Source organism: Cohnella soli, from assembly GCF_042655525.1.
Taxonomy (GTDB): domain Bacteria; phylum Bacillota; class Bacilli; order Paenibacillales; family Paenibacillaceae; genus Cohnella; species Cohnella soli.
This window is the reverse complement of the sequence record NZ_JBHSMI010000028.1, coordinates 647,411-670,539: the sequence shown is the minus strand read 5'-3', so window position 1 is coordinate 670,539 and position 23,129 is coordinate 647,411. Positions and strand designations below refer to the sequence as shown.

Annotated in this window: 5 protein-coding genes; all 5 read right to left on the bottom strand. The window is 54.5% G+C overall.

Going from position 1 to position 23,129, the window contains the following annotated elements; all coding sequences use genetic code 11:
- On the bottom strand, positions 1-5,024 hold a 5,024-nt coding region (locus tag ACFPOF_RS18885; protein ID WP_378135436.1), incomplete at its 3' end, for an S-layer homology domain-containing protein.
- A gap of 172 nt (positions 5,025-5,196) precedes the next feature.
- A complete protein-coding gene (locus ACFPOF_RS18880; RefSeq protein ID WP_378135434.1) occupies positions 5,197-6,330 on the bottom strand; it encodes a response regulator in 1,134 nt (377 codons plus the stop codon).
- Entirely contained in the window at positions 6,327-9,446 is a 3,120-nt protein-coding gene (locus tag ACFPOF_RS18875) for a hybrid sensor histidine kinase/response regulator (protein WP_378135432.1), read from the bottom strand. The genes ACFPOF_RS18880 and ACFPOF_RS18875 overlap by 4 nt, the downstream gene beginning before the upstream one ends.
- A 229-nt stretch (positions 9,447-9,675) precedes the next feature.
- Positions 9,676-18,576: an S-layer homology domain-containing protein gene (locus tag ACFPOF_RS18870; RefSeq protein ID WP_378135430.1), complete on the bottom strand. Its 8,901-nt coding sequence runs from the start codon at positions 18,574-18,576 to the stop codon at positions 9,676-9,678.
- A gap of 10 nt (positions 18,577-18,586) precedes the next feature.
- On the bottom strand, positions 18,587-22,906 hold the full coding sequence (locus ACFPOF_RS18865) for a cadherin-like beta sandwich domain-containing protein (RefSeq protein WP_378135428.1): 4,320 nt from the start codon (positions 22,904-22,906) through the stop codon (positions 18,587-18,589).
- Between the last annotated feature and the right edge of the window lie 223 nt (positions 22,907-23,129).

Below are 23,129 nucleotides of genomic sequence, written 5' to 3'. Positions count from 1 at the left end.
TGTTCTCGCGTAATCTTATCGTTCGGTCGGAACGTACCATCCTCGTAACCGCTAATAAGCTTATACGCATATGCTGTGTTAATCGCGCTGCTGAACCAATCAGACATCTTCACGTCGGAGAACACCGGCGATCTATTCTCCAGTTTCAGTCCCAATCCGCGTACAAGAATGGCTGCAAACTCGGCACGGGTAATATCGCGATTAGGATTGAACAGACCTGCCCCCGTACCGTCGATGACCATCCGCGATCCCATGTCGTTAACTGCGGCTTTCGCCCAATGGTTCGCGACATCCAGGAATTCGAGCGGATGCCAGACGACTGTGTACGTGCTGTTCGTCAAGCTATTGATTTGCGCGTAATATTTGCCTTCTATGAGAACGATTTTGGTCGGTACGTGACGTATCGTTCCATCCGGCTCAACAACGACGCCTGTCGTAATTTTATTAGGATCAATGCCGTCCGGCAAAACCACCATGCGTTCGACATAGACGTTAAATGTCGTGATTTCGACCGTTCGTCCGCCGTATGTTCCTGTGACGGTGAAGTCAAGCGCAGGCAGGACAACGGAAAACTGGCCCTTCGCCCCTGCGTTCTCGACAACCTTAGCCATTGAGTCCGGCGTTTGCGCAACCGAGACTTTTAACTGAATGTCCTCCAGCTTCACATTGTTGCCGAGTTTGCTTGCGACTTCGTCAATGTTGATTTCTTTGGCCGGTAGTGTGTAAGTTCCCCTGCCGGTCTGCAGAACAAGCGTTGCCGATAGGTTTTCCATGTTCTTAACCATCTGGCCGTTCAGTTCGCCAACAATGACGTTCGATGCAGACTTGACTGGAATAGTGACGACTGCTTTCAACCCCTCCACTTCCAGCTTCGCCTTCAGCTTAGCCGGATCAACAACAACCGTCGTCGTCTTGACACCGCCCGATTCCGTCGTTGTTGCTTTACCCGCATTTTCAACCTTGCCGTTAACGAGCACTTCGACGGCCTCTTCTATCGGATCGGTCGATGTTTCGATCCTTGGCTGAGGCCCCGGCGGTTCAGCGGTCACAATCGCGGTCGTCTGACCAAACCTCACGACTCTGCCCTGCGCGTCCACCTCGGCGATGCCAATCTTGTCCCCATTCGCTGCCAGGATCATGCGGTCGCTTGGCACGTTCAAGTAATTGCTAAGCGTGTCTCCAACATTCGGCACATCCACAGGGTCACTGCCAAAATTGAAGTAGACGAGACGATGTGCCCCGTCAGCGGCAGGCGTTACCGTTATCCGGGTTTTGCCGTCATTCGCCGAGCCGCTCGGATCACTAGAGGTTATCGTCAAACCACCAGCCGGAACGGGAATATTCGTTGTGAAGATCAGTGTCGTAGACGGCCCTGCCGGAATGGAGCCGCTGGCTGCCACCCGCACTTGAACCGTATGCTCGCCGCTCAGCTGCGGCATGTTCGTTCCGTTATACCGAACGTAAGCTCCACCGTCAACCGAGAATTCCATCGTGGTGTCCAGGCCGACAATCACGTTGTTTGTATCGTCGGCACTCACGCTCGGAGCTGCCGGGATGGTCGCATCCGAGTCGTGGATGGTCACTTGAGCAGGAATGGAGGCAAATGTCGATTCCTTTGCGGCTACCCGCACGTAATAGACATCCGGCACTAATCCGTCAACCGTCGTCCCGGTTATCGTTGTCCATGTTCCGGAATTTCCTCTCCTGAACTCCATCCCAGTATTTACGTTGCGAATCGAACCGTCATTCGCTCCGTTATACGTGACGTCCGTTACTGTAACATTGATCGGGGCTGCCGGGCGGGACGGTAGGCTCAACAACTGCTCCTCGCTGTCGGTTGTTGTCTCTCTGTCGCCCTTCTTCACTATGCTCAGCGTTTCACCCAGCCAGGTGACGTCAATCGTCACCTTCCCGTCGCCTTCCGCTGTCACCGGCGTTCCATTGATGGTGTAAGTGCTGTTCGGCTCCAATTCCTTTAATTGTTCCGCAGCGTAGTCGATCTCCGCTTCTGGTGTCGTCTCCTGCGTTGATCCAAACGTCGCGATCGTTACCTCTTGCGCTTCAGATGCAAATGAAGAAGATGTTGCTTTGAAGCGCACATAATACGTATCCGGTGCTTGCCCCGTTATGCTCGTTCCGGTTACGTCCGTCCAACTGCCAGCCGCTCCTCTCTTGTACTCCATTGCCGAAGTTAAGTTTGTAAGCGAACCGTTGTTGCCGTTGATGGACGTCTCGTCCGTCTTCCCTGTGTTCGGTGTCGCCGGGCGAGCTGGCAAGCTTAACGTCTGTGCTGCACTGTTGGCTTTCGACGTCCCGTTGCCTTTCTTCACCACGCTTACAGTCGAGCCCAACCAGCTTCCGTTAATCGCTAATTTGCCGGTATCGTCCGTCGTCACTTCAGTTCCATTAATGATGTATGTGCTAGTCGGCTCCAATTCCTTCAGTTGTTCCGCTGCGTAATCAATCTTCGCTGCTGGCGTCGCTTCCGGAGGTGCGACAAACGCTGCGACCGTTACCGTCTGAGCGGCAGATGCAAAAGACGAAAACGTCGCTTTGACACGCACGTAATACGTATCCGGCTCAAGCCCTGTTACGTCCTCTCCAGTAAATTCCGTCCAACTGCCGCCCGTTCCCTTCTTGTACTCCATTTCTGAAGTTACGTTAGTCAACGTCCCATCGTTGCCGTTGAAGGTCGTTTCGTTCGTCTTCCCTGCGTTCGGCTTCGTCGGGCGGGCCGGCAGGCTCAATATCTGCGCCACGCTGTCGGTCGTTGTCGTGCCGTCGCCCTTCTTCACTATACTTACTGATGTGCCGGGCCAACTGCTGTTGATCGTCACTTTCCCGCTGCCGTCCGCCGTCACCGACGTTCCGTTGATCGTGTAAGCTTCATTCGGCTTCAATCCCGTCAACTGCTCCAACACGTAGTCGATCTCAGCTGCTGGCTTCGTCTCTGGCACCGGCGGGGCTGTAACCGTAATCGTCGCCGTTCCTTTTTTAGCGTTATTCACCGTTGATGTTGCCGTAATCGTATAGTCGCCCAACTCTGCGTCCGCCGCCACGGTCACTTTCCCCGAGCTATTCACCGCTACTTTATTGGTAACGTCGCTGCTTGTCCATGTGACCGTCGTCGCTGCTCCCCCCACCGCGTCTACCGAAGCCGTGAGCTGTTTGCTTCCGCCCTGCACTACGTTGGAGGTGCCCGGAGCGACAGTTACGCTGTTGATGGCTGGCGCTGCGAGGACTGTAATCTCCACCGTCCCTTTTTTGCTGCTGTCCACCGTTGATGTTGCCGTGATCGTATAAATTCCCGGCACGGCGTCCAACGCAACGGTTACGTTACCTGCACTGACCGCCACCTTATTGCTGGAGTCGCTGCTTGTCCATGTGAGCGTCTTATCCGTTCCTTCCACCACGTTTACTAAAGTATTGAACTGCCTGCTTCCACCTTGCATAATGTTAGCTCTAACCGGGCTGACCGACACGCTGTTGACGGTAGGAGGTACGACGGTAATCGTCGCTGTTCCTATTTTGCTGTTATTGAACGTAGATGTCGCCATGATCGTATAATCGCCTGGAGTGGCGTCCGCCGTAACGGTTACGTTTCCGGTGCTGCTCACTGCCACCTTATTGCTTGAGTCGCTGCTTGTCCACGTGACCGTCTCCGCCGCTCCTCCTTGCGCATCTACCGTAGCTTGAAGCTGCTTGCTTCCGCCTTGCGCTAGGGTAACAGGGTTCGGGGTCACGGTTACGCTATTGACGGCCGGAGGCGGCAACATCGCTACACGAACTTGATCAACCGTGCTGCTCTGTTCCTGCCATGCTACGAATATCGCATTGTTTAGCGAGGTTATGGCAGGATATATAGCGGTCTTCGCAGGATCCGCGATAAGACCGTTTAAGCCGACTTCGGCGCTCGTCCACCCCGATCCGGTATATTTCTTCGCGCGAATTTTAAAGACGGGTCTCCCGCCCGCCCACAGGCCCGTGTTTTCTGACCACACAGCATAGACTTCATGATTAACGACTGCTAATTTCACGTAGTTGGCTCGGAAAGCGGGATCTACGTTGATTCCATTCGCACCACCAAGGCTTGTCCAAGCATTATTCTCGTATTTCATCACCCGAATTCGGTCGTCCGTTCCCAATCTAAAAGTCGGTTCATGCCAAGCTAAGTACAAGGTTTCGTTATCCGCAGCTAACGACGGAGAGAACGCTCTGCTATTCATGTTGTCATTTAGACCGCCTCCGTCGATCGTCATCCAGCCTGTGCCATTGTACTTTTTTGCGCGAAGCACTTCAACGGTTCCGTTGTACTCGGACCATACCGCGTATAAATCATTTCCCATTACGGCAAGGGCAGGATATGACGCACCGTCCGACGGATTCACGTTTAATCCGTTCGCGCCTCCGTCGACGCTCGTCCACTCCGTGCCGCTATACTTCTTGACGTAAATTTTACCCGCTTCAGACCAAGACGCATACAGAGCATTATTGTATACGGCCAAAGTTGGGCTATTAGCACCATTATTCCCATCGTAGTTAAGTCCGGTCGAGCTTCCTTCGGCCGTAGACCAGCCTGTGTTGCTATATTTCTTGACCCGAATTTGACCGAGAGACGATGTAACCCCCTCGACCCATGCGACATACAAGGCGCCGTCATAAACCGCCATCGTAGGTCTCGTTCCCGCATTGCCCGAGTTCATGTTGATCCCGTTCGGACCGTTGCCGTCAACACTCGTCCAGCCCGTGCCGTTATACTTCTTGATTCTGATCTGATTGGGGTTATTGCCGATGATTTTTTCCTGCCAAGCCACATAAACTTCGCCGTTGAATTCGGCCATGGCGGGATATTCCGCCCGATTCGCAGGATTCACGTTAAGGCCGTTGCCGTCGACCATCGACCAGCCCCCCGCTGCCGCAGCCTTGCCGTCTCCGATTGAAAGAAACGGTATCCAAAGGATAACGGCGAGTAAGAGGCAGGCCGTTTTTCGAATTCTATCTTTCTTCTTCTTCGGGATCATCATGCATCTTCCTCTCCTGATCGTCGTACTTCCTCAAGTCCCGCGTGAGCGTCCGCTGCCGCCTTCTTGGCGATTTACTTTACGGTGACATTATAACGGGGAAGATGTTGCAAAATTGTTGCAAAACAAAAAGGAACCCGTTTCGAGTCACAGGTTCCTTCATGGCGATATAGGGTCAATTTGTTAAGGCTCGAAGCAACGCGGTAAGAGTATCGCCTGGCTTAGCTCCCAACTCAGTATGGATCAACCCAGCATAGGCTTCATAGTAGTCGGCCACACGTTGGGTACCGCCGATACGATGATGGAGCTTCAGCGCCGCTTCTCGCAAAGATTCGTCGTACGCGTCTTGTTCTACGAGCATTTCTGCTAGCCTCAGGGCCTTGAATGGCTCCGTCTCGGCCTTCTCGTAATACAAGAGCAGCCTTTTCCCCAGATGAAGGAAATACTGGCGATATTGCTTGCGATAAGGCTCGCACCAGACGCCATCGAATTCTTGGAGGAACGGTCGGCTGCAGCGATGAACGAGTTGCTCGACGTGGGCCAGATTATCCGGGTTCGGCTCGACAGCATTCAGCACGGCAAGCTCCATTTCCGCCGCGTCCACGATCGGCGTCTCATCGGACAAAACCAGCCTGTAGCCATTCCTGACCGAAGCCAGAGCCATCCCCGAGCGACAATCCCGTAACGTCTTGTTGATTCTGCTCACCGTGCTTCGAAGGTTGATGCCCGCTTTCTCTGTATTCTGGGCAGGCCAGAGCGCTTCGACCAGCTCCCATTTGCTGACTTCCTTCTCCCTGGGCTGCAGCAGCATATAGGCGAACAACTCGGCGCACTTGGATGTTACCCAGCGAACCGGCTCAGGATCGCCCTCCCATTGCAGTGCGAACTTGCCGAACAGCGAGGCGACGGCCGTTCGTTGTCCCCCGCTGCCGACAGCGCTTCCGCGTTGCTGCCGCCTATGTCCGACCCGTTCCAGCGAACGCAGCAAATCCTCCTCCATCACCGGCTTCAGCAAATAATCGAGCGCATTCACCCGAAAAGCGTCGAGCGCGTATTGATTATAGGCGGTAATGAACACGACCTCCATGTCGAGCTTGTCCGCATATACCCGCTCCGCAATTTCCAACCCGCTCATCTCCGGCATTTCAATATCGAGAAACAACACGTCTGGCTGCAGCGTTGTCGCCATCCCGAGCGCCTCGTGAGGATTCATGCAGCGGCCAAGCACCTTCACCCCGGCATGAACGAGCATTCTGTCGATTTGCTCCGCAACCAACCACTCATCGTCTACAACAAGGGCTTTCATCATCCTGTTTCGTCCGCCTTTCCGTCAGGGTTCAGCCATCCTTTGCGAGAGGGGATCAGGAAGACGACGGTTGTGCCCTTATCCTGAAAGCTCTCGATCCGCAAGCCTTGCCCGTATTCATTCATCAGCCGCTTATGTACGTTGATCATCCCGATACTTCCGTCGAGCCGATCCGGGTGGAAAACTCGATCAATCTGATCTGTAGGCATGCCGACTCCATCGTCCTGAACGGCGATCCGCAAACCCTGCGGCTCCATCTGCGCCCGAACGACCACCGTGCCCCCAGACAGCCGTTTCATAACACCATGGCGGATCGCATTTTCGACCAAAGGCTGCACAATTAACGCCGGAATCAACGTCTCCGTCGAAACGTCTACCTTCCATTCCACGTTCAGGCGTTCGCCGAAACGTGCCTTCTCCAGTTCAACGTAGGATTTGGTGAGAGACAGTTCACGGTTCAGACTGACTTTGGCATGACGGGGATCAAGATCAAAGCTCAATCGTAAATAGTTGCTGAATTCGCCCAACAGCTTACCTGCTCGCGCCCCATCGCTATAGCATAACGAGATAATGCCGCTTAAGGCGTTATAGACAAAATGCGGTTTGATCTGCGATTGCAGAAACAGCGTCTCCATGCGAATCGCCTGCTCGACCGCTTCCTTCAATTGCAGCAACGTCTGCACCCGGGCCAGCAGTTCCTTGCCGTTGAACGGCTTCACCAGGAAATCGTTGGCTCCCGCCTCAAGACCCATCGCGATATCTGTCGGCGAGTTGCGTACCGTAAGAAGCAACACAGGCAGCTTGTAGAGCGGGTGTTCCTCTCGAATACGTCTGCACACTTCATACCCCGAAAGCTCGGGCATCATCACATCGAGCAGGACAAGAGACAAATCGTCGCGATGCTGCTGGATCAGCTTAAGCGCATCCGCTCCATTGTACGCCACGAGAACGTGATAACGACTGGACGCGAACAACTCTTGCAACACCTTGATATTAGAAGAGTCGTCATCAACCAGCAAAATCTTCACTTCGCCAGTTCGTTCTTCCGTAGGAGACGAAACGGCTTCCTTCGTCGGCGGGTTTGTTCCCGGGAGCATTTGCGGCTCCAGACCTGCGGCGGTTTCCAACCGGGCAGTTCCCCGTTCCCTTTGCATGGCCGTCGTCTCCGGCAACCGCAGTTCGAACACAGACCCTTTGCCGAGCTCCGACCACTGCAGCTCCAGATCGCCGCCCATTTGTATCGCAAGCGCCTTCGATATTTTCAGCCCCAGACCGGATGATTGAAACGCCGAAACCGCAGGCTCATCGCCGTAATGGAACAACTCAGCTTGGAATAGCTCCCGTCGCCGCTCTTCGCTCATCCCGGTACCGGTATCCGCAAACGTCAGTCGCAGCCAGCCTTCCCGCAGCTCTGCGGCCACCGCGATGCTCCCTTGTTCCGTAAACTTCAACGCATTGCCTACCAGGTTCACCAGAATTTGCTTGAGTCGATTCTCGTCAGTGAACTGATAGTAGATTCCCGGAGGCACCAGATTGATCAATCGTACCTGATCGTTCTTGCGCAGAAACTTCAGTGCTTCGAGCGTCCCCTGAACCGTACCGCTGACATCGAAGAACCGGTTGTGGAACGTCAAGCTTCCGCGCTGCAAGCTCTGAAAATCGATAATATCGTTCACCAACGTAGACAAGCGGGTCGCCTGGGCAATGATAAAAACCAGATTCTCCTGATGCCGCCGCGCCATCTTCTCGCCGCTCTGGTCGATAACCACCTGCGCCAGATTGATAATGCCATGCAGCGGCGTCTTGAATTCATGAGAGGTGTGGATGAGAAACTCATCTTTTTGACGGTCGTATGCAATAAGTTGCTCGGCCAACCTCTCGTTCCGCAAGTACGCCTCGCGAACCCGATCCGACATGAGGAACGATTGCGACAGAACGAGAAGAAGAGGCGTTACGATCATGTAATACGGGTTGTCCAACGCTAATTGGTATCGTGTCTGGGCATACGCCCAACTGATGATAAGGAAAAATAAGCCTAACAGAATGTAATACACTTGAACCCCGCTATTCCGATAACGGAAAATCCAATAAATCATGAAAGAGAAAGCGGCGATTTGCAAAGCGATGCCGAGCCACAGAAGGTCGACTAAGTAGTCGTTCGGCATACCGACCAGCAGGGCCAAGTAGACATAAGAAATCCATCTCAGCCACTTATATCCCGCGCTTCCCCGATGGCCTAAGTACAGATATACATAGAGGACAAATGACAAGACGGCCACGTAAGGCAGGATAAAGAGCATTTTTTGCAAGAATAGGAAAGACATAACCGGGAAAAGGTTCGCCATGACGATTTCGTTGTCCATGCTGAAGAACAGTCCTAACGACAAACAGAACAAGCTAAAAAAGGCGAGATAGGGCTCTTTTCTCCATTCCTTAAACATCCCTGCAAAGTAAATTCCGAATACCAGCATGGCAGTGATGACAATCATATCCGCCAGACGGGCATTATCGCGCCTCGCCAATATATCATTCGTTAAACCGAATTCCGGCGCTTGCACCAATCCGCCTTCCAAATAGCGGTAGCTGGCTATCTGAATGATGATGTCAATGGTGTCGATATCCGCTTTGACCGTACCGAGAAACGGAAGATTGCTAGGGACGAATCGATCCGCCGACAAACTCGGTTTGCCGGTGCCGCCAAGGTCTGTCCCGTTCATATAGATATGGCTGGACATGCGAATCTTCTTGCCTCTCAAGCTATAAAAATCCGGGTCGCTAACCTTTATGCGCAGACGGTATGTCCCCGCACCGTATCCGCTGCCGGACGAAGCGACATCCTTCCATCCTCCAGGAACGCGAATGATGCGCCGTTCCCGCTCCAGCTCGTTGCCATTAGCGAGAAAATCTTGCGGAGTCAGCAGCTTGTTCTCATAGAACTCCCACTCCCCCCGCAACGGTACGATTCCTTGCTCGGCAAAATTCCATTGTCTGGCGTCCAACACTCCCGCTCGCGCTTCAGGGTATTGAAACGTAGGATTCAGCCATTCATAAATAAATACGGATATAACGACGGCGAAGACAGCAAGCATGCCGATAAGTACCGTCAATTGTTTTCTCATAGTGCTCGTTTCTCGCTCTGTCTTCATAGGTGCACCCAGTCATCTGTTGTTTTAAAGCTATATTCGTCAAAATACGACTTATGTCCTTCTTCCGGGGCGGATCTGAGAATGTCGGTATGAGGCACAGTTCGTAGCGGTGGACCGAAAACGTGAAATAGCGGCGTGGGGAGAAGCCTCCCCCACACCGCTATTTTCAAAAAACTTACTTTTGAGACAGACCCTTGTTTTCTTAGGATCGCGTCTTATCTTCTCGCCGATCAATCAAACGCATGAGCATAACGACGATTTCCGCTCGCGTGGCATGAGATCCAGGCTTGAAAGTTGCATTCGGATAACCGTCGATCACGCCGTTGGATGACAGCACAGTTACGCTATCCGCCGCCCATGACGGAATGTCGTCCTCGAACGGCTTGCGGTTGCCCGCATCGGCAGTCAATTGATAGGCATTCTGCAACAATACTGCAACTTCCGCTCGCGTGATGAGCGAGCCGCCGTTGACATAGTACTTGCCATTAAGCGTTGTGCCTGTCACAATTCCGTTCGCGTAGGCTGCGGCAATGTACGGCTTGCTCCACTCGGCCAACCCACTCCAATCGGCGAAATGCGCTGCTGCCGCATCCAGATCGGCCTTATTGCCAACAGTCACCTTCCGTGCCCTCACGAGCATGGCGATTGCTTCGTCTCTCCGCGTGTTGCTGTTCGGAGCGAAAACGTCCTTCGTACGGCCGGATACGATTCCCAGTTTGTAAGCTCGTTCAATCTCCTTCTCGGCCCAAGGCGCTTCGGCGTGCACGTCCTTGAACGTCGCTGCGTTCGGGGTTCCATTATCCGTGGAACCATCGGTTTGGCCATTACCCGGCTGGCCGCTCGATTGCCCGCTGCCCGGCGTGGGTGTACTTCCCGGCCCCGTGCCCGGGTCTACCGGTCCGACGCCTTTCACGATCACGACATCGTCTTGCGAGAAGTTGCCCAATTGATCCGTTGCCGTTATCGTGCTATAGGTTTGCGTGCCTGCGCTTAACGTACCGCTAATGCTAAACTGGCCGGAATCGTCCGCCGTCGTACGATTTCCCCGATCGTCTAATACGGTCGCATAAGGCGCCGTGCTGCCTTGAATCTTGTACTGCCCCGCCGAATCGGCAACGATTTTGCCGCCCGGTCCCGTCTCGACGAACAAGGCTGGAGGAAGCCCGTTATAATGGACGGCCAGCCCATACTCGGATACGTCGCCTTGATCGTTCTCGGCGATGATTCGCAACAAGCTCGATCCTACGTCTCCATCTAAGGAAATCGGCACGGATATTTGATTTTCATAGTCGCTGCTTGCATACACTTGTACAAACTTCGGCATATTCGTATGTTCGTCGATCGTCCCGTCGCTTTGCCATACGGTGAACTTGGCGTTCAATTCACGCGTTTGACCGTCCTCGGCGCTCTCATAAGTGGTCGCGACGCCGATCTTGAAGTCTCCGTTCACCGTGAGCACGTTGCCCAGCAACGTATCGTTCGCGATCATGCCCGCGCTAGGCGCGACATGAACGACCGGCGTCTTGACAAGCGGGACGTCGATGACGTCCGAAACCGACGTAGCGCCGTAAATATACGAGGAGTTCATCTTTGCATCGTCCGCATACGCAAACGGCGTCACGGCAAGCTTGTAGCGGTTGCCCGAGTCCATCCCGCCGAAGTCGAGGCTAACCTTTCCGTTTACCGCATCGTCGGCCGAAACCTGATACTCGATCGGTCTGCCCGCGTGCGCGATCTGGTTGCCCGTCGAATGACCGTCGCTGCCGATTTCATCCGTGTACGTTAGTGGAGAGATGATGGCATTGCCATCGGCATCGTACAGTCGAACGAGATAACCGTCCGCATCCGAGACGGCGCTCCAGGAGGCATGGATCGTGCCGCTGCCGCCGGCGGATACCGTTATCGCTCCGGGTGCGCCGGGTGCAAGCGGGTTAACGACGTTCATTGCTTGTTTCGCATTTAAGCTCGCATACGGTATCGATCTGGACGAATCGTTCTTCGGCTTCCCGACTAGCGACACTCTCGCGTAATACTGACCGCTTTGCAAATAGTTCAAATCCTGTGCAGTGAAAGCATAGCTGCCGCTTGCGATCCTGTCCGTCACTTGCGCGTCATCGACAGCGACCGAGTGGATAAGCACGCCCGCGCTTCTGGCGTTCGGATCGTCGCCATTGTCCGTCGACAAACGGACTTCGACTTGATAGTCTTCCGTCGCGGTATCGAGGCCCGTCAAATTCCAGCTTACTTGGTGCGCTCCTGCGTCATAGGAGGTGTCAGCGAACTTCGGCACCGGCGCAATGGCGATGATCGAGCTGTCGAAAGCTTCGCTGGACGAAATCGTCCAGTCACCCGTTTGCGTGCCCAAGCGAATCATGACCGTGTTTGCGGATACGACCGCGGCGTTCGCGTTCGGATCATTGTAATAAGGCGATCCGTCTTCCAACGTCCCGGGATACGTCAAACCGTACGGATTGCCGTCCGGGTCCAAGATGCGAAGATCGTCCGGATCGGCGGATACGAGTACAGCGTAATCTTCCGTCAAACCCGCAGGGATCGATACGGTATGCTCCGTTCCCTCGGCGTTCGTCGATATTGTCGGTGCAACTGCAAACGCAAACGTCCTTAGCTGAGTTGTAGAACCGCCGCTCGACGCTACGATCCGCACATTGGAGAAGGCATTGATCTGCCCGACCGCCGCACCGTTCTCGTCATACACGTTTTGTCCCTGCGGCCCAGTCTGTGCCGCAGCGACGCTGCGACGCCCCACGCTAACGGAACCGCTGCCGAACGAATAATTCACCTTAAGGCCGAACCCGAGAATACTGAACGACGCGAAAGCGTTCGAATTACTGAGACCGACATCGCTGCCGAGCAGCGTATACGGACCAATGGAGAACAGTCCGACATCGATTTCCGGCACTTGGAGCTTCCCGCGCAATTGCCCGTTCAAATTGAAGCCGTTGTTTCTGTAATAGGTAAGGTTGGCATTGCCGCCTGCCAGAATAACCGAGAAGTTCTTCAGAATATTGGCCGCGATTTGCATGTCATACGATACCGACGAATTGGTAACATAGATGCCGGCTTTGAACTTATCGAAGATATCCATCTTCAGCAGCGTCGGATTCCCGGACAGACTGATCTGGGAAGGTCCGATCGCGAGCTCTACGTCATTGATTTCGATCAGGCCGGCGACGCCAGGGAGAGCACTGCCGATTTCAAAGCTGCCGTTGAGCAAAATCAAAATCGGCGCGACGCCCTTATAGTTGCCGGAAATCGTATCCGCCAAGCCCGAGACGCCGCCGCCGACTCTCGTCAGCCTCGCGATCGGCGTCATCGGCGTAACCGGGATTCCGTTCTCTAGACCGACGATGATTTTGATCGAGTCGGGAATGAACTGACCGGTCGTACCGTTCTTCTTCAAGCTCAAGCTCGCCGCGAAATTTGCCAGCTTCGCGTCCATATCGAACGCTACGCCGTACTTGCCGTTAAACGTATCGATCGAACCTTCCGCGCTGCCGACGATTCCGAAACCGCCGAGCAGCTTTTTCGATAGATCCGTTCCCGGCGTGAAGGAACCGTCCGCGGCAACTCCCTGGAAGTTCAAGTTCCCTTGACCGTCCATTCCGTACTGAAGCCGGTCGATCTTCAGGTCAATTCCCAAGGTGCTGCTGCCGGGGAGCGCCATACCGAAGTACACTCTTCCATCGAACATGACGGCATTGCCGAGCAGCGTAACTCCCGTTATGCCGGCCTGCATTCCGCTGCCAAGCACAATCAATTTGTTCTGGTTGCGGATCGCGACTTCGACGTTCTGTTGATCGGGGTCGAGCAAATCCCCGTCTTCGTCTTTCGCGTACTCGTCGATATATTCGACGCCTTTCTCCAGCTCGATGTAACCGTCCGAGGTCGACATGATGTTGTACGAGCCTGCAACCAAATTGACGCTGTACATCGTTACTTTGACGCCGCCGTCAGCGTCATCGCGCACTTTGAACTTGCTCTGCTCGTTCGGCAAGTATGCCGTCAACCCGCCGTTAATCATAGTCCTTCCGCTGAACAAGTATTCGCCCGTCACGCTTGCGTTGGCCGTGAAGCTGCCTTTGATCGTGATGACCGGCTTACGGCCGCCCAACTGCTGCGTCAAATCCTTCTGGCTTTCCGAGACGATGACGGAATGATTCGATTGCGCATCCGATACGACGGCCATATAGCCGAACGGAGTATGGCTCATGCTTTGAGAAGCCGCGATCATGACGGAACGCTGAACGCCATTGCTGGACACGTAATACGTGACGTCCATCGTTCTGGACAGCATATTATCGGGCACATTGACGACCAGGGAAGTCGCCGTCACGTTCGTCACGGTTGCCGCTACGGTCGGATTCGGCGACGTTCCGATGAACACTTGCCCCTGGCCGTTCATATTGGCTCCGAATACGTTGATCGATTTGAATACGCCCGCCAGCTTGGAGTTCGGCGAGATGGAGGCGATATTCCGCAGCTTGACTCCGCCGGATGCACCGCCTCCTGCCGGAGATCCCGCATCGACTGTATCATACAGCAGCTCGACGGACGTGATCCGGTTTTTCGTGACCGCCGGGCACGTATATATGCTCTTCGTCTGATCCTGCGGATCGGTCTGTACGTAGGTACACGCAGCGACTGTCTTATTGCTCAGGTTCAACGCGTCCTTGAACATAACCTTCGGCGTATAAATCTTGGTCGGATCGTTCGGCGGCGCGAAGCTGACCGTGAACGGTTGATTCAGGTTCACCTTCGCCGGATAGTTCGAGAATTGCGCTGCGCTGTTCGTACCTACGGGTATCGAGACGCTATCGAACTTCGCGACGACTTTCAGCGTTGCACCGTCCGTAAGCTGCGCGGTGGAGGCGTAAGGCGTGAGCGCGACATCCATCCTCGAGTCGTAAGGATTGACAGGTCTGCCTTGCGCGATGAATGTATTCGTCGATCCCAGCACGCGATAGACTTGAACATTCACGACGTATTTTGCCGGGTCCTTGTTTTCGATCTGAGCATGAATCGTATCTCCCGGATAATATTCTTCGAGATCTACGGTCATCTCCGCGTTGGCGTTCGTCGTAATCTCCGTCTGGATCGGATTCGATACGATCTTCTGAACGAGCACCGTGACATTCGCATCGGTGAACGGCATCGCGAACGAGTAAGTGCCGTTCCCGTTAGCCGTCACCGGCAATGCGACGTTCAGCAGCTCGGAACGCACCTCAACTCCGGTAACCTTATACATCCGGCGATTATAGCTGCCCGGATCGACGGTGACAATGTCGCCTGAATGATCCGTCGCCGGCGCCCTTACGGTTCCCTGTACAAAAGTCGAACCCCCGGAAAGCTTCGGCGATACGACACCCGGAATCGTCGCTTGCACCGCGATGTTATGCGCGGCTTTGCCGTCCGTCGACGTCACCGAGAGGAAAATCGGCTCGCTCGGCATCGTAAAAACGTAGCGGAATTTGTAGTTCGTCGTATCGAACAGCGTATTCGTCACGGGCGTCGTCTTGGACGTATTTTTGCCCACGAGCTGCACGCCGGCCGGAATGAGCCCGCTCGACGTCGTTTGCATGGTCAAACTGTCGCCCGGAAGAAAATAAAAATAATTGCCGTATTCATAGGGATAAGCATTTCTTGCGTTCGGCTGTGTGGCATAAGCAATGGTCGGGTTCGTAAAACCGATCAAGTTGCGAATATCGATCCGCTTGGCGGCATCGCTGTTTACGGTCACCGTAATCGTTCGGGCCGCCGACGCCGCGTTCTTGTTAATCGTTATTTTCAAGCTCCATGGGTGATTCTGGGCAACGCCGCTGGAGACGACTTGCACGTTCTTCAGCACATTGATGCCTTGGCCGTCCGTGACGGAGAGGCTCTTCACCAACGCGGCGGTAAGCGGCGCGGACGGATCGGTTGTATCGATGGATTCGTTGACGAGCGTAATGCTGTAATCGTCCTCAGCATTAATGGCTAACCCTTGCGCGGGAATAACCGTGCTGCCGGAATAGGCCTGAAAGTCGGTCGAATTGTTCAGACTGACCTTCACCGTATCGGTAATCGCCGTTGCCGGCCAAGTAACGATAATCGTGAGCGTGTCGTTCTGCTCGCTTGTCGTCGACGTTTGGGCCGTAAACGTGCCTGCGCGAAGGTTGGAGATGCGGCCCGAGAGATCCCTTGCTCCGTTCTTCTCGTAAATATCCGCCGCCGCATCGAACGCGTAACCGGTCGAAGCCGTCAGCACATACTTGGTCTTATAGCTCTTCCCGATCGCGAACGTCCCGCCCGCTGACTGATAGCTGCTGCCGTTATCGGCAGACCAAGTGATGCTTGATGTCGCGTGATTGAAAATATTGCTGCCGTTCGTCTGCGCTGCCCCCGTCATTGGAGCCACCGTTCCAATCGAAATGTCCGCTGGAACGATCGTTGCGGCGCCGGTCGCAGGCCATCCGACAATGATCGTGAGCGTATCGTTGTGCGTGCTTGTCGTAGATACCGTCGCGGCGAACGCACCCGCCCCCAGATGGCTGATTCGGCTCGTGAGATCTCTTGCTCCGTTCTTCTCATAGACATCCGCCGTCCCGTCGAACGCGTAGGAGGCTGAAGCCGTTAGCACATATTTTGTCTTATAAATGGTCGCCGCCGCATATGTACCGCTGGCTGCCGTGTAAGAGGCACCTCCGTCTGCCGACCAGACAACCGCAGATGTCGCGTGAGCGAACGTATTCGTGCCGTTCGCCTGCAACGTACCTGCAACCGGGGCGACCGTCCCGATCGATACGTCCGCAGACCCGATCGTCGCCGCGCCAGTGGCCGGCCAAGTAACTACGATCGTCAAAGTGTCGTTCGTTGTGACCGACGTTGACACAGTCGCGCTGAACGAGCCGCCACCAAGATTGGCGATGGTAACGGCATTGTAAGCATTCGCCGCCGCATTGAATTGATAGCCATTAGCGGCAGTCAGCACGTACCTCGTCTGATAGACCGTATTCGGCGCATAAGTTCCGCTTGCCGCCGCGTAACTCGACCCGCCGTCGCTTGACCATGCAACGTTCGCGGCCGCGTGGGCGAACGCGTTCGTTCCGTTCGCCATATTCTCGCCGGTTGCCGGAGCGGCCGTTCCGATGGACAGCTCGTTCGCGGCAATCGTTGCGGTGGCCGTTGCTGGCCAGGTCACGGTAACCGTCAACGTGTCGTTGGACGTGCTCGTCGTCGACACTTGCGCCGTAACCGTTCCCGCGCCGAGATTCGCAACCGCGATCCCGTTATAGGCGCCGGCCGTCGCATCGAAAATGTACCCCGCATCCGCAGTCAGCACATACTTCGACTTATAGGACGTTCCGGGCGCAAATGTCCCGTTTGCCGCACCATACGTAGAGCCGTTGTTGCTCGACCACATAACGTTTGCGCTAGCGTGCGCAAACGCATTCGATCCGTCCGCGATAATCACGCCAGTCACAGGAGCAACCGTGCCAATTGACAGCCCTGCTGCGCTAACGTTCGTCTGCGCGGCCGCCGCGGTCGCCGGCCAAGTGACAACGATCGTCAACGTGTCATTCGTCGCCCCGGATACGACTGCGGTATAAGTGCCCGAACCGAGATTGGCGATGCGATTCGTCAACGATTTCGCGCCGCCTGCTTGGTATACGCCGGCGGTCGGATCGAAAAAGTAACCGGCTGCCGCCGTGACTACAAATTTCGTCTTATAAGTCGTTTCATAGGCGTACGTTCCGCTTGCTGGGTTGTAGGTCGCTCCGTTATCGGCCGACCATGCGATGGCGGAAGTCGCATGGCTAAACGTATTCGCACCGTTCGCCATCGTCGCTTCCGCAACCGGCGCGGCCGTGCCAACCGAGATGTCGCTTGGCACAAGGAGCCCCGTCTGCGGCCAGATGACTTCAACGAACAAATCATCATCGTAACGGTTGACGCTAAAAGTGCCCGTGCCGAGATTCGCGATCCGGCTCGACAGATCTCTTGTTCCGCCCTTCATGTAAGTGCTGGCCGAATCAAATGCGTAACCGTTGGCCGGTATGAAATAATACCAAGCTTTATACGTCTTGCCGGATACGAACGGAGTCCCTTGCGGCAAAGACGCCAATGGGCTGACCGCGTACCATTCTACGTAATCGAGCGTTCCGTGATTAAGGGTAATCGTTCCGTCCGCCGCGTTAACGGAAGGTGCCGGAGCGACGGTTCCGATCATGAAATCTGCGGCTCCGATGAGCGTCTGCCCCGTTGCGTTCTTGGTCGATTCCCATCCTACGATTAGCGTTAACGTGTCATTGGGATGAGACGACGTCGAGACGGAAGCCCCCGCCAGATAACCCGTACCCAGATTGGCAATACGGTTCTTTAAGGACTTCGCCCCATCCAGGTAAATTCGGCTAGTTGTGTCGAAGGCATATCCTGCATTGGCCGTAATGATGTATTTCGTATAGTAGTTCGTACTCGCCGCGAACGTCCCGCTTGCCGTGGCGAAGCTCGTACCATTATTGGACCAAGTGACGACTGCCGTTGCCTTGTTGAACGAATTCGTACCGTCGGCGATCACAGCATCTTTGACAGGAGCGATCGTACCGATTGAGATATCGGCAGGCTCGACCGTCGCGTCCGGCCACGTCACCACGATCGTTAACGTATCGTTCAACGTAAACGCTTGGCTTACGAGCGCGGTGAACGTCCCCGAACCCAGATTGGCGATGCTACCTGTCAAATCTTTCGCGCCGCCCTGCTGATAGACGCCGGGTGCCGGATCGAATACATGGCCCGAGTCCGCCGTCAGCACGTATTGGGTCCGATAGATCGTGCTTTGCACGAAGGTGCCGCTCGCGGCGGCGTAGCTTGTCCCGTCCGACGACCATGTGACATTCGTCGTACCGCCGCTGAACGAAATCGTTCCGTCGGCGATGCTCGCTCCGTTCATCGGCGCGGCCGTACCGATCGCAATATCGGATGGGGCAACGACCGCCTCCGCCGATGTCGCAACTGGCAACATTGTAACGAGAAGGACAATAGATAGAACGATAGATACCAGCTTAGAAGCAAGTCTCGTTCTCATGTACGATCGCAATGTATTCATATGGTCCTCCTCATGACATATCTACCAATTGAAGATCGATATTGCGGCAGACGGTTAACATACGAAGAATCATAACTACAGCTTGCTCGCGAGTCGCTGAGCCGTTCGGAACGAACTTGTCGGCGCTCACGCCTCTTACGATATTCGCGTCCGCCATTTGCGCAATAGATTCTCGCGCCCAACTGTCGCTCGTATCCGAGAAGGCAGCCCTTCCGGCCTCCTGATCGAATACCATCAACCGTGCTAAAATCGCCGTAATCTCCGCCCGGGAAATGTGCCTGTCCGGCTTGAACGCCCCGCCGCCCACGCCTTCGATCGCACCGGTAGCTTTTAACGCCTCGATAGCCTTTTCGGCCCAATGACCTTTCGTATCGGAGAACGTTGCGCCTTGCTCGCCTGCCGTATCGAGATTTAAAGCATTCGCTATCATCTTGGCAAACTCCGCACGCGTAATCGAATCGCTTCCGTGGAAGTTGCCGTCAGGTTGGCCTTGGACGATTCCAAGTTGCCGGGCGACTTGAATCGCTTGGGCACTCCGGCTGCTCGCCGTGACATCATCGAACGGCTTCGGCATGGTCGTATTCAGCGCTGTCTGCGCAGCATCTATGACTTGCTTTACATTCGTGATTTTATCGTTAAGGATAGGACCGCGTGTTGCGGGAGGCGAGCCTTTGTCGCCCTTCTCGTCTGCTCTCGTCACCGTAACAGTGTACGTCTTCACCGTTCCGTCCTGCGCCGTTACCGCAATGGAGATGGCATTGTCTCCAACGACCAGCGTGATCGCTCCCGACGCGGAACCGCTCGGAATGGACGCGCCGTTAACTTTCACCGTTGCCGTGCCGTCGCTTACCGTCGGTGTTACTGTAATGCTGTTCATGCTGTTTGCTACATGAACCGCGTAACTTGTCGTGCCGGACGCGAACGACGGATTCAAGCTGCCGCTCGACAAGGCCAACCCGCTCAAATTCGCGTCGTGACTTCTGTTATCGGCAGGCGATACGGGAGGCGGTGCGGCACGCGTCACCGTCACGCTGTACGTGCTCGTCGTCGTACCGTCCTGCGCTTTCACTACAATCGTAATCTCATTAACTCCCACGCTCAGATTGATCGCACCCGACGTCGTGCCGCTTGCCACAGTCGCGCCGTTGACTTTTACCGTCGCATTGCTCTCGCTCACCGTCGGCGTTACCGTAATGCTGCTCACACTGTTCGCCACGCTGGCCGCGTAACCCAAAGTCCCCGTTGCGAACGTAGGGCTCAAGCTCCCGCTCGATAGCGTCAGTCCGTTCAAGCCCGCTTCGCTGCTCGGCGCACGCGTCACCGTCACGGTGTATGTCTTCGTCGTCGTGCCGTCCTGCGCCTTCACCACGATCGAGATCGAGTTGCTCCCCACACTCAAGTTAATCGCGCCCGATGCCGAACCGTTCGGTACAACCGTACCATTGACCTTCACCGTTGCGGTGTAGTCACTCACGGCCGGCGTTACCGTGATGCTGCTCACGCCGTTCGCCACGTTTGCCGTATAGCTCGTAGTTCCAGTTGCAAATGCCGGGCTTAAGCTACTGCTTGACAACGTGATGTTGTTCAAGTTCGCATCGTGGGATAGACCCACTTTCCGAATGACATGATTATTCATGTCCGCGATTAATAGATTCCCGCTGCTGTCTATCGCTAATCCATATGGACCGTACAATTCAGCCAACGTCGCCGGTCCCCCATCTCCCGAATAGCCATTTTCCCCAATGCCCGCAAACGTGCTAATGTTTCCTGTTGATTGATCTACTTTTCGAATTACAGCATTACTCGCATCCGAAATATAGATATTGCCGCTGTTATCAACAGCAACGCTATATGGGACTATGTCGGCTGAATTGGCCTGACCTTCGTCTTCGTTATAGCCTGGTGTCCCAGTACCTGCCACTTTGCTGATGATCCCCGTTGTATGATCTACTTTCCTAACCGTTGCGCCACGCATATCCGAAATATACATATTATCCATGCTGTCAAAGGTTAAACCAAACGGGAAATCCACTTCGGCGGACGTCGCCGCTCCCCCATCCCCCCCTGACCCTCTGTTTCCAGTGCCTACCACCGTGGTGATGATCCCCGTCGATTTGTCTATTTTCCGAATTCTGAAATTATTCGCATCTACAATGTACAGATTCCCGACGCTGTCCGTCGCTACTCTGTACGGCATACTCACTTGGGAGGAAGTCGATAAACCGTTATCCCCCGAATAGCCATAACTTCCGTTGCCCGCAATTGTGCTAATGATGCCCGACGTATCTACTTTCCTAATTCGATTATCTTGCGTATCCGCAATATACACATTCCCGTCGGGGTCAACGGCTACTCCTCTCGGATTCTTCAATTGGGCCGATGTTGCCAACCCTCCATCCCCCGAATTGCCAAAAGTCCCATTACCCGCTACGGTGCTGATTTTCCCAGTCGATTTTTCTAATTTTCGAATCCGATAATTACCTACGTCGGCGATATACAGATTTCCTTCGCGATCTACAGCTACTGACATAGGGAGATTAAGAGCGGCAGCCGTTGCCGCTCCTCCGTCTCCCGAAAAGCTGCCAGACCCCGTACCCGCTATCGTGCTGATGTAGCTCGAATCGCTGCTCGGCGCCCGCGTCACCGTCACAGTGTACGTATTCGTCGTCGTGCCATCCTGCGCCATCACCACGATCGGAATCGAATTGCTCCCTACGCTCAAGTTGATCGCTCCCGATGCTGAGGCGCTCGTCACAGTCGTCCCATTGACCCTTACCGTCGCTGCGTTATCGTTTGCCGTCGGCGTTACCATGATGCTGCTCACGCCGTTCCCCACGCTTGCCGTGTAGCCCGGCGTTCCCGCTGCGAACGTAGGACTTAAACTCCCTCTCGATAACGTCAGCCCGCTTAAGCTCGCGTCGCTCGATGCTCTCGTAACCTGCACGTTGTACGTCTTCGTTGTGCTGTCGAGCGCCGTCACCGTGATAGGAATCAAGTTTTTTCCTACGTTCAGATTGATCGCATTCGATGCCGTACCGCTCGTAACGGTCGTGCTATCGACCGTCACCGTCGAACTGCCTACACTCACCGTCGGCGTTATCTCGATTCTTTCTACGCTGAGCGGCACGATTGCCGAGTAGCTTGTTCTGCTCGGTTCGAATGCTGGCATTAAACTGCCGCTTGATAACGTCAATCCGTTCAAATTAGCATTGTTATTCGTTGCGATGATCCGAACGAGATAACCCGCAGCGTCGGTAAAATACAAAGTGCCGCTGCTATCAACGGCTATCGCATGCGGCAAAATACTGGACGATGTCGCGATTTCCCCGTCGTCCGTATCACTTGTGCCCCCATTGCCTGCAATCGTGTTGATTTCCCCCGACGACTTATCGACTTTGCGAATGCGCCAGTTAAACCTGTCCACGATATATAGATTGCCGTTGCCGTCAAAAGTGATATCGGTCGGATTATTCATCTGAGCCGCCGTTGCCTGCCCCCCGTCTCCACCAAAGCCTCGGACTCCCGTACCCGCGACGGTCGTAATCTTCTCAGACGTATCGATCATTCTGACTACGTTGTTACCCAAATCCGCAATATACAAATTGCCGTTGTTATCGAAAGCAAGGCTTCCGGGCATATCGAATTTGGCCGATAACGCCGGCCCGCCATCTCCCGAATAACCCGACACCACCGTCGTGCCTGCAATCGTGGTGATTATTCCTGACGTTTTATCTACTTTGCGAACCCGGTGGTTATACACATCCGAAATATAAAGGTTGTCGTGACTATCCAAGGCAATTCCGCCTACGACAGCGAAAGTGGCATCCGTTGCCAGTCCTCCATCGTCCGAAGTGCCCCATGCTCCCGTTCCCGCCACCGACGTAATAATCCCCGATGACTTATCGACTTTCCGAACCCGATGACCATCGGCAATATACAGGTTGTCGCTGCTGTCAAAAGCGATACTGTTCGGACCCATTCCGGCCGAAGTCGCAGGACCCCCGTCGCCCGAAAAATTCATGTCCCCCGAGCCCGCCACTGTCGTAATAATCCCTGTCCACCTATCCACTTTACGAACTTTGTGCGTAGATGCTTCCACAATGTACATATTTCCGCCGCTGTCAAAAGCGATATCGGCCGGACTGCCTAATTTGGACGAAGTCGCAAGGTCCCCGTCTCCCTGATTCGCGTAATAATCCGTGCTTCCCGCCACCGTAATGATGACGTCTCCGCTGGCAGCATGCGCTTGTCCCCCAAGCCATAAAGGCAAGCAAGTCGTTGGCAATAACAACGCCAGCATAAAGACGATAACCCTTTTTATTGCTCGCATAATGGATCCCCCCCTGCCCAAATACTTCAATAGTTTGATGCACGAAGCGACAATCATTGACAAGAAATGATACACTTCGGCCGACGATACCATTATCACAAAACGGAATAAACAATTCCTTTGCAATTCCTCAACAATTCTCGACATAAAACCGCAAGCGTTCGATCAGAGTAAGGCGACGATCGGGCATTTAGGAAGCGGATCAAGTCGTCCGTTACAATTA

Bases quoted from the DNA above. Each gene is read 5' to 3' on its own strand.
- ACFPOF_RS18880 (WP_378135434.1), bottom strand. From the start codon at position 6,330: ATGATGAAAGCCCTTGTTGTAGACGATGAGTGGTTGGTTGCGGAGCAA.
- ACFPOF_RS18875 (WP_378135432.1), bottom strand. From the start codon at position 9,446: ATGAGAAAACAATTGACGGTACTTATCGGCATGCTTGCTGTCTTCGCC.
- ACFPOF_RS18870 (WP_378135430.1), bottom strand. From the start codon at position 18,576: ATGAATACATTGCGATCGTACATGAGAACGAGACTTGCTTCTAAGCTG.
- ACFPOF_RS18865 (WP_378135428.1), bottom strand. From the start codon at position 22,906: ATGCGAGCAATAAAAAGGGTTATCGTCTTTATGCTGGCGTTGTTATTG.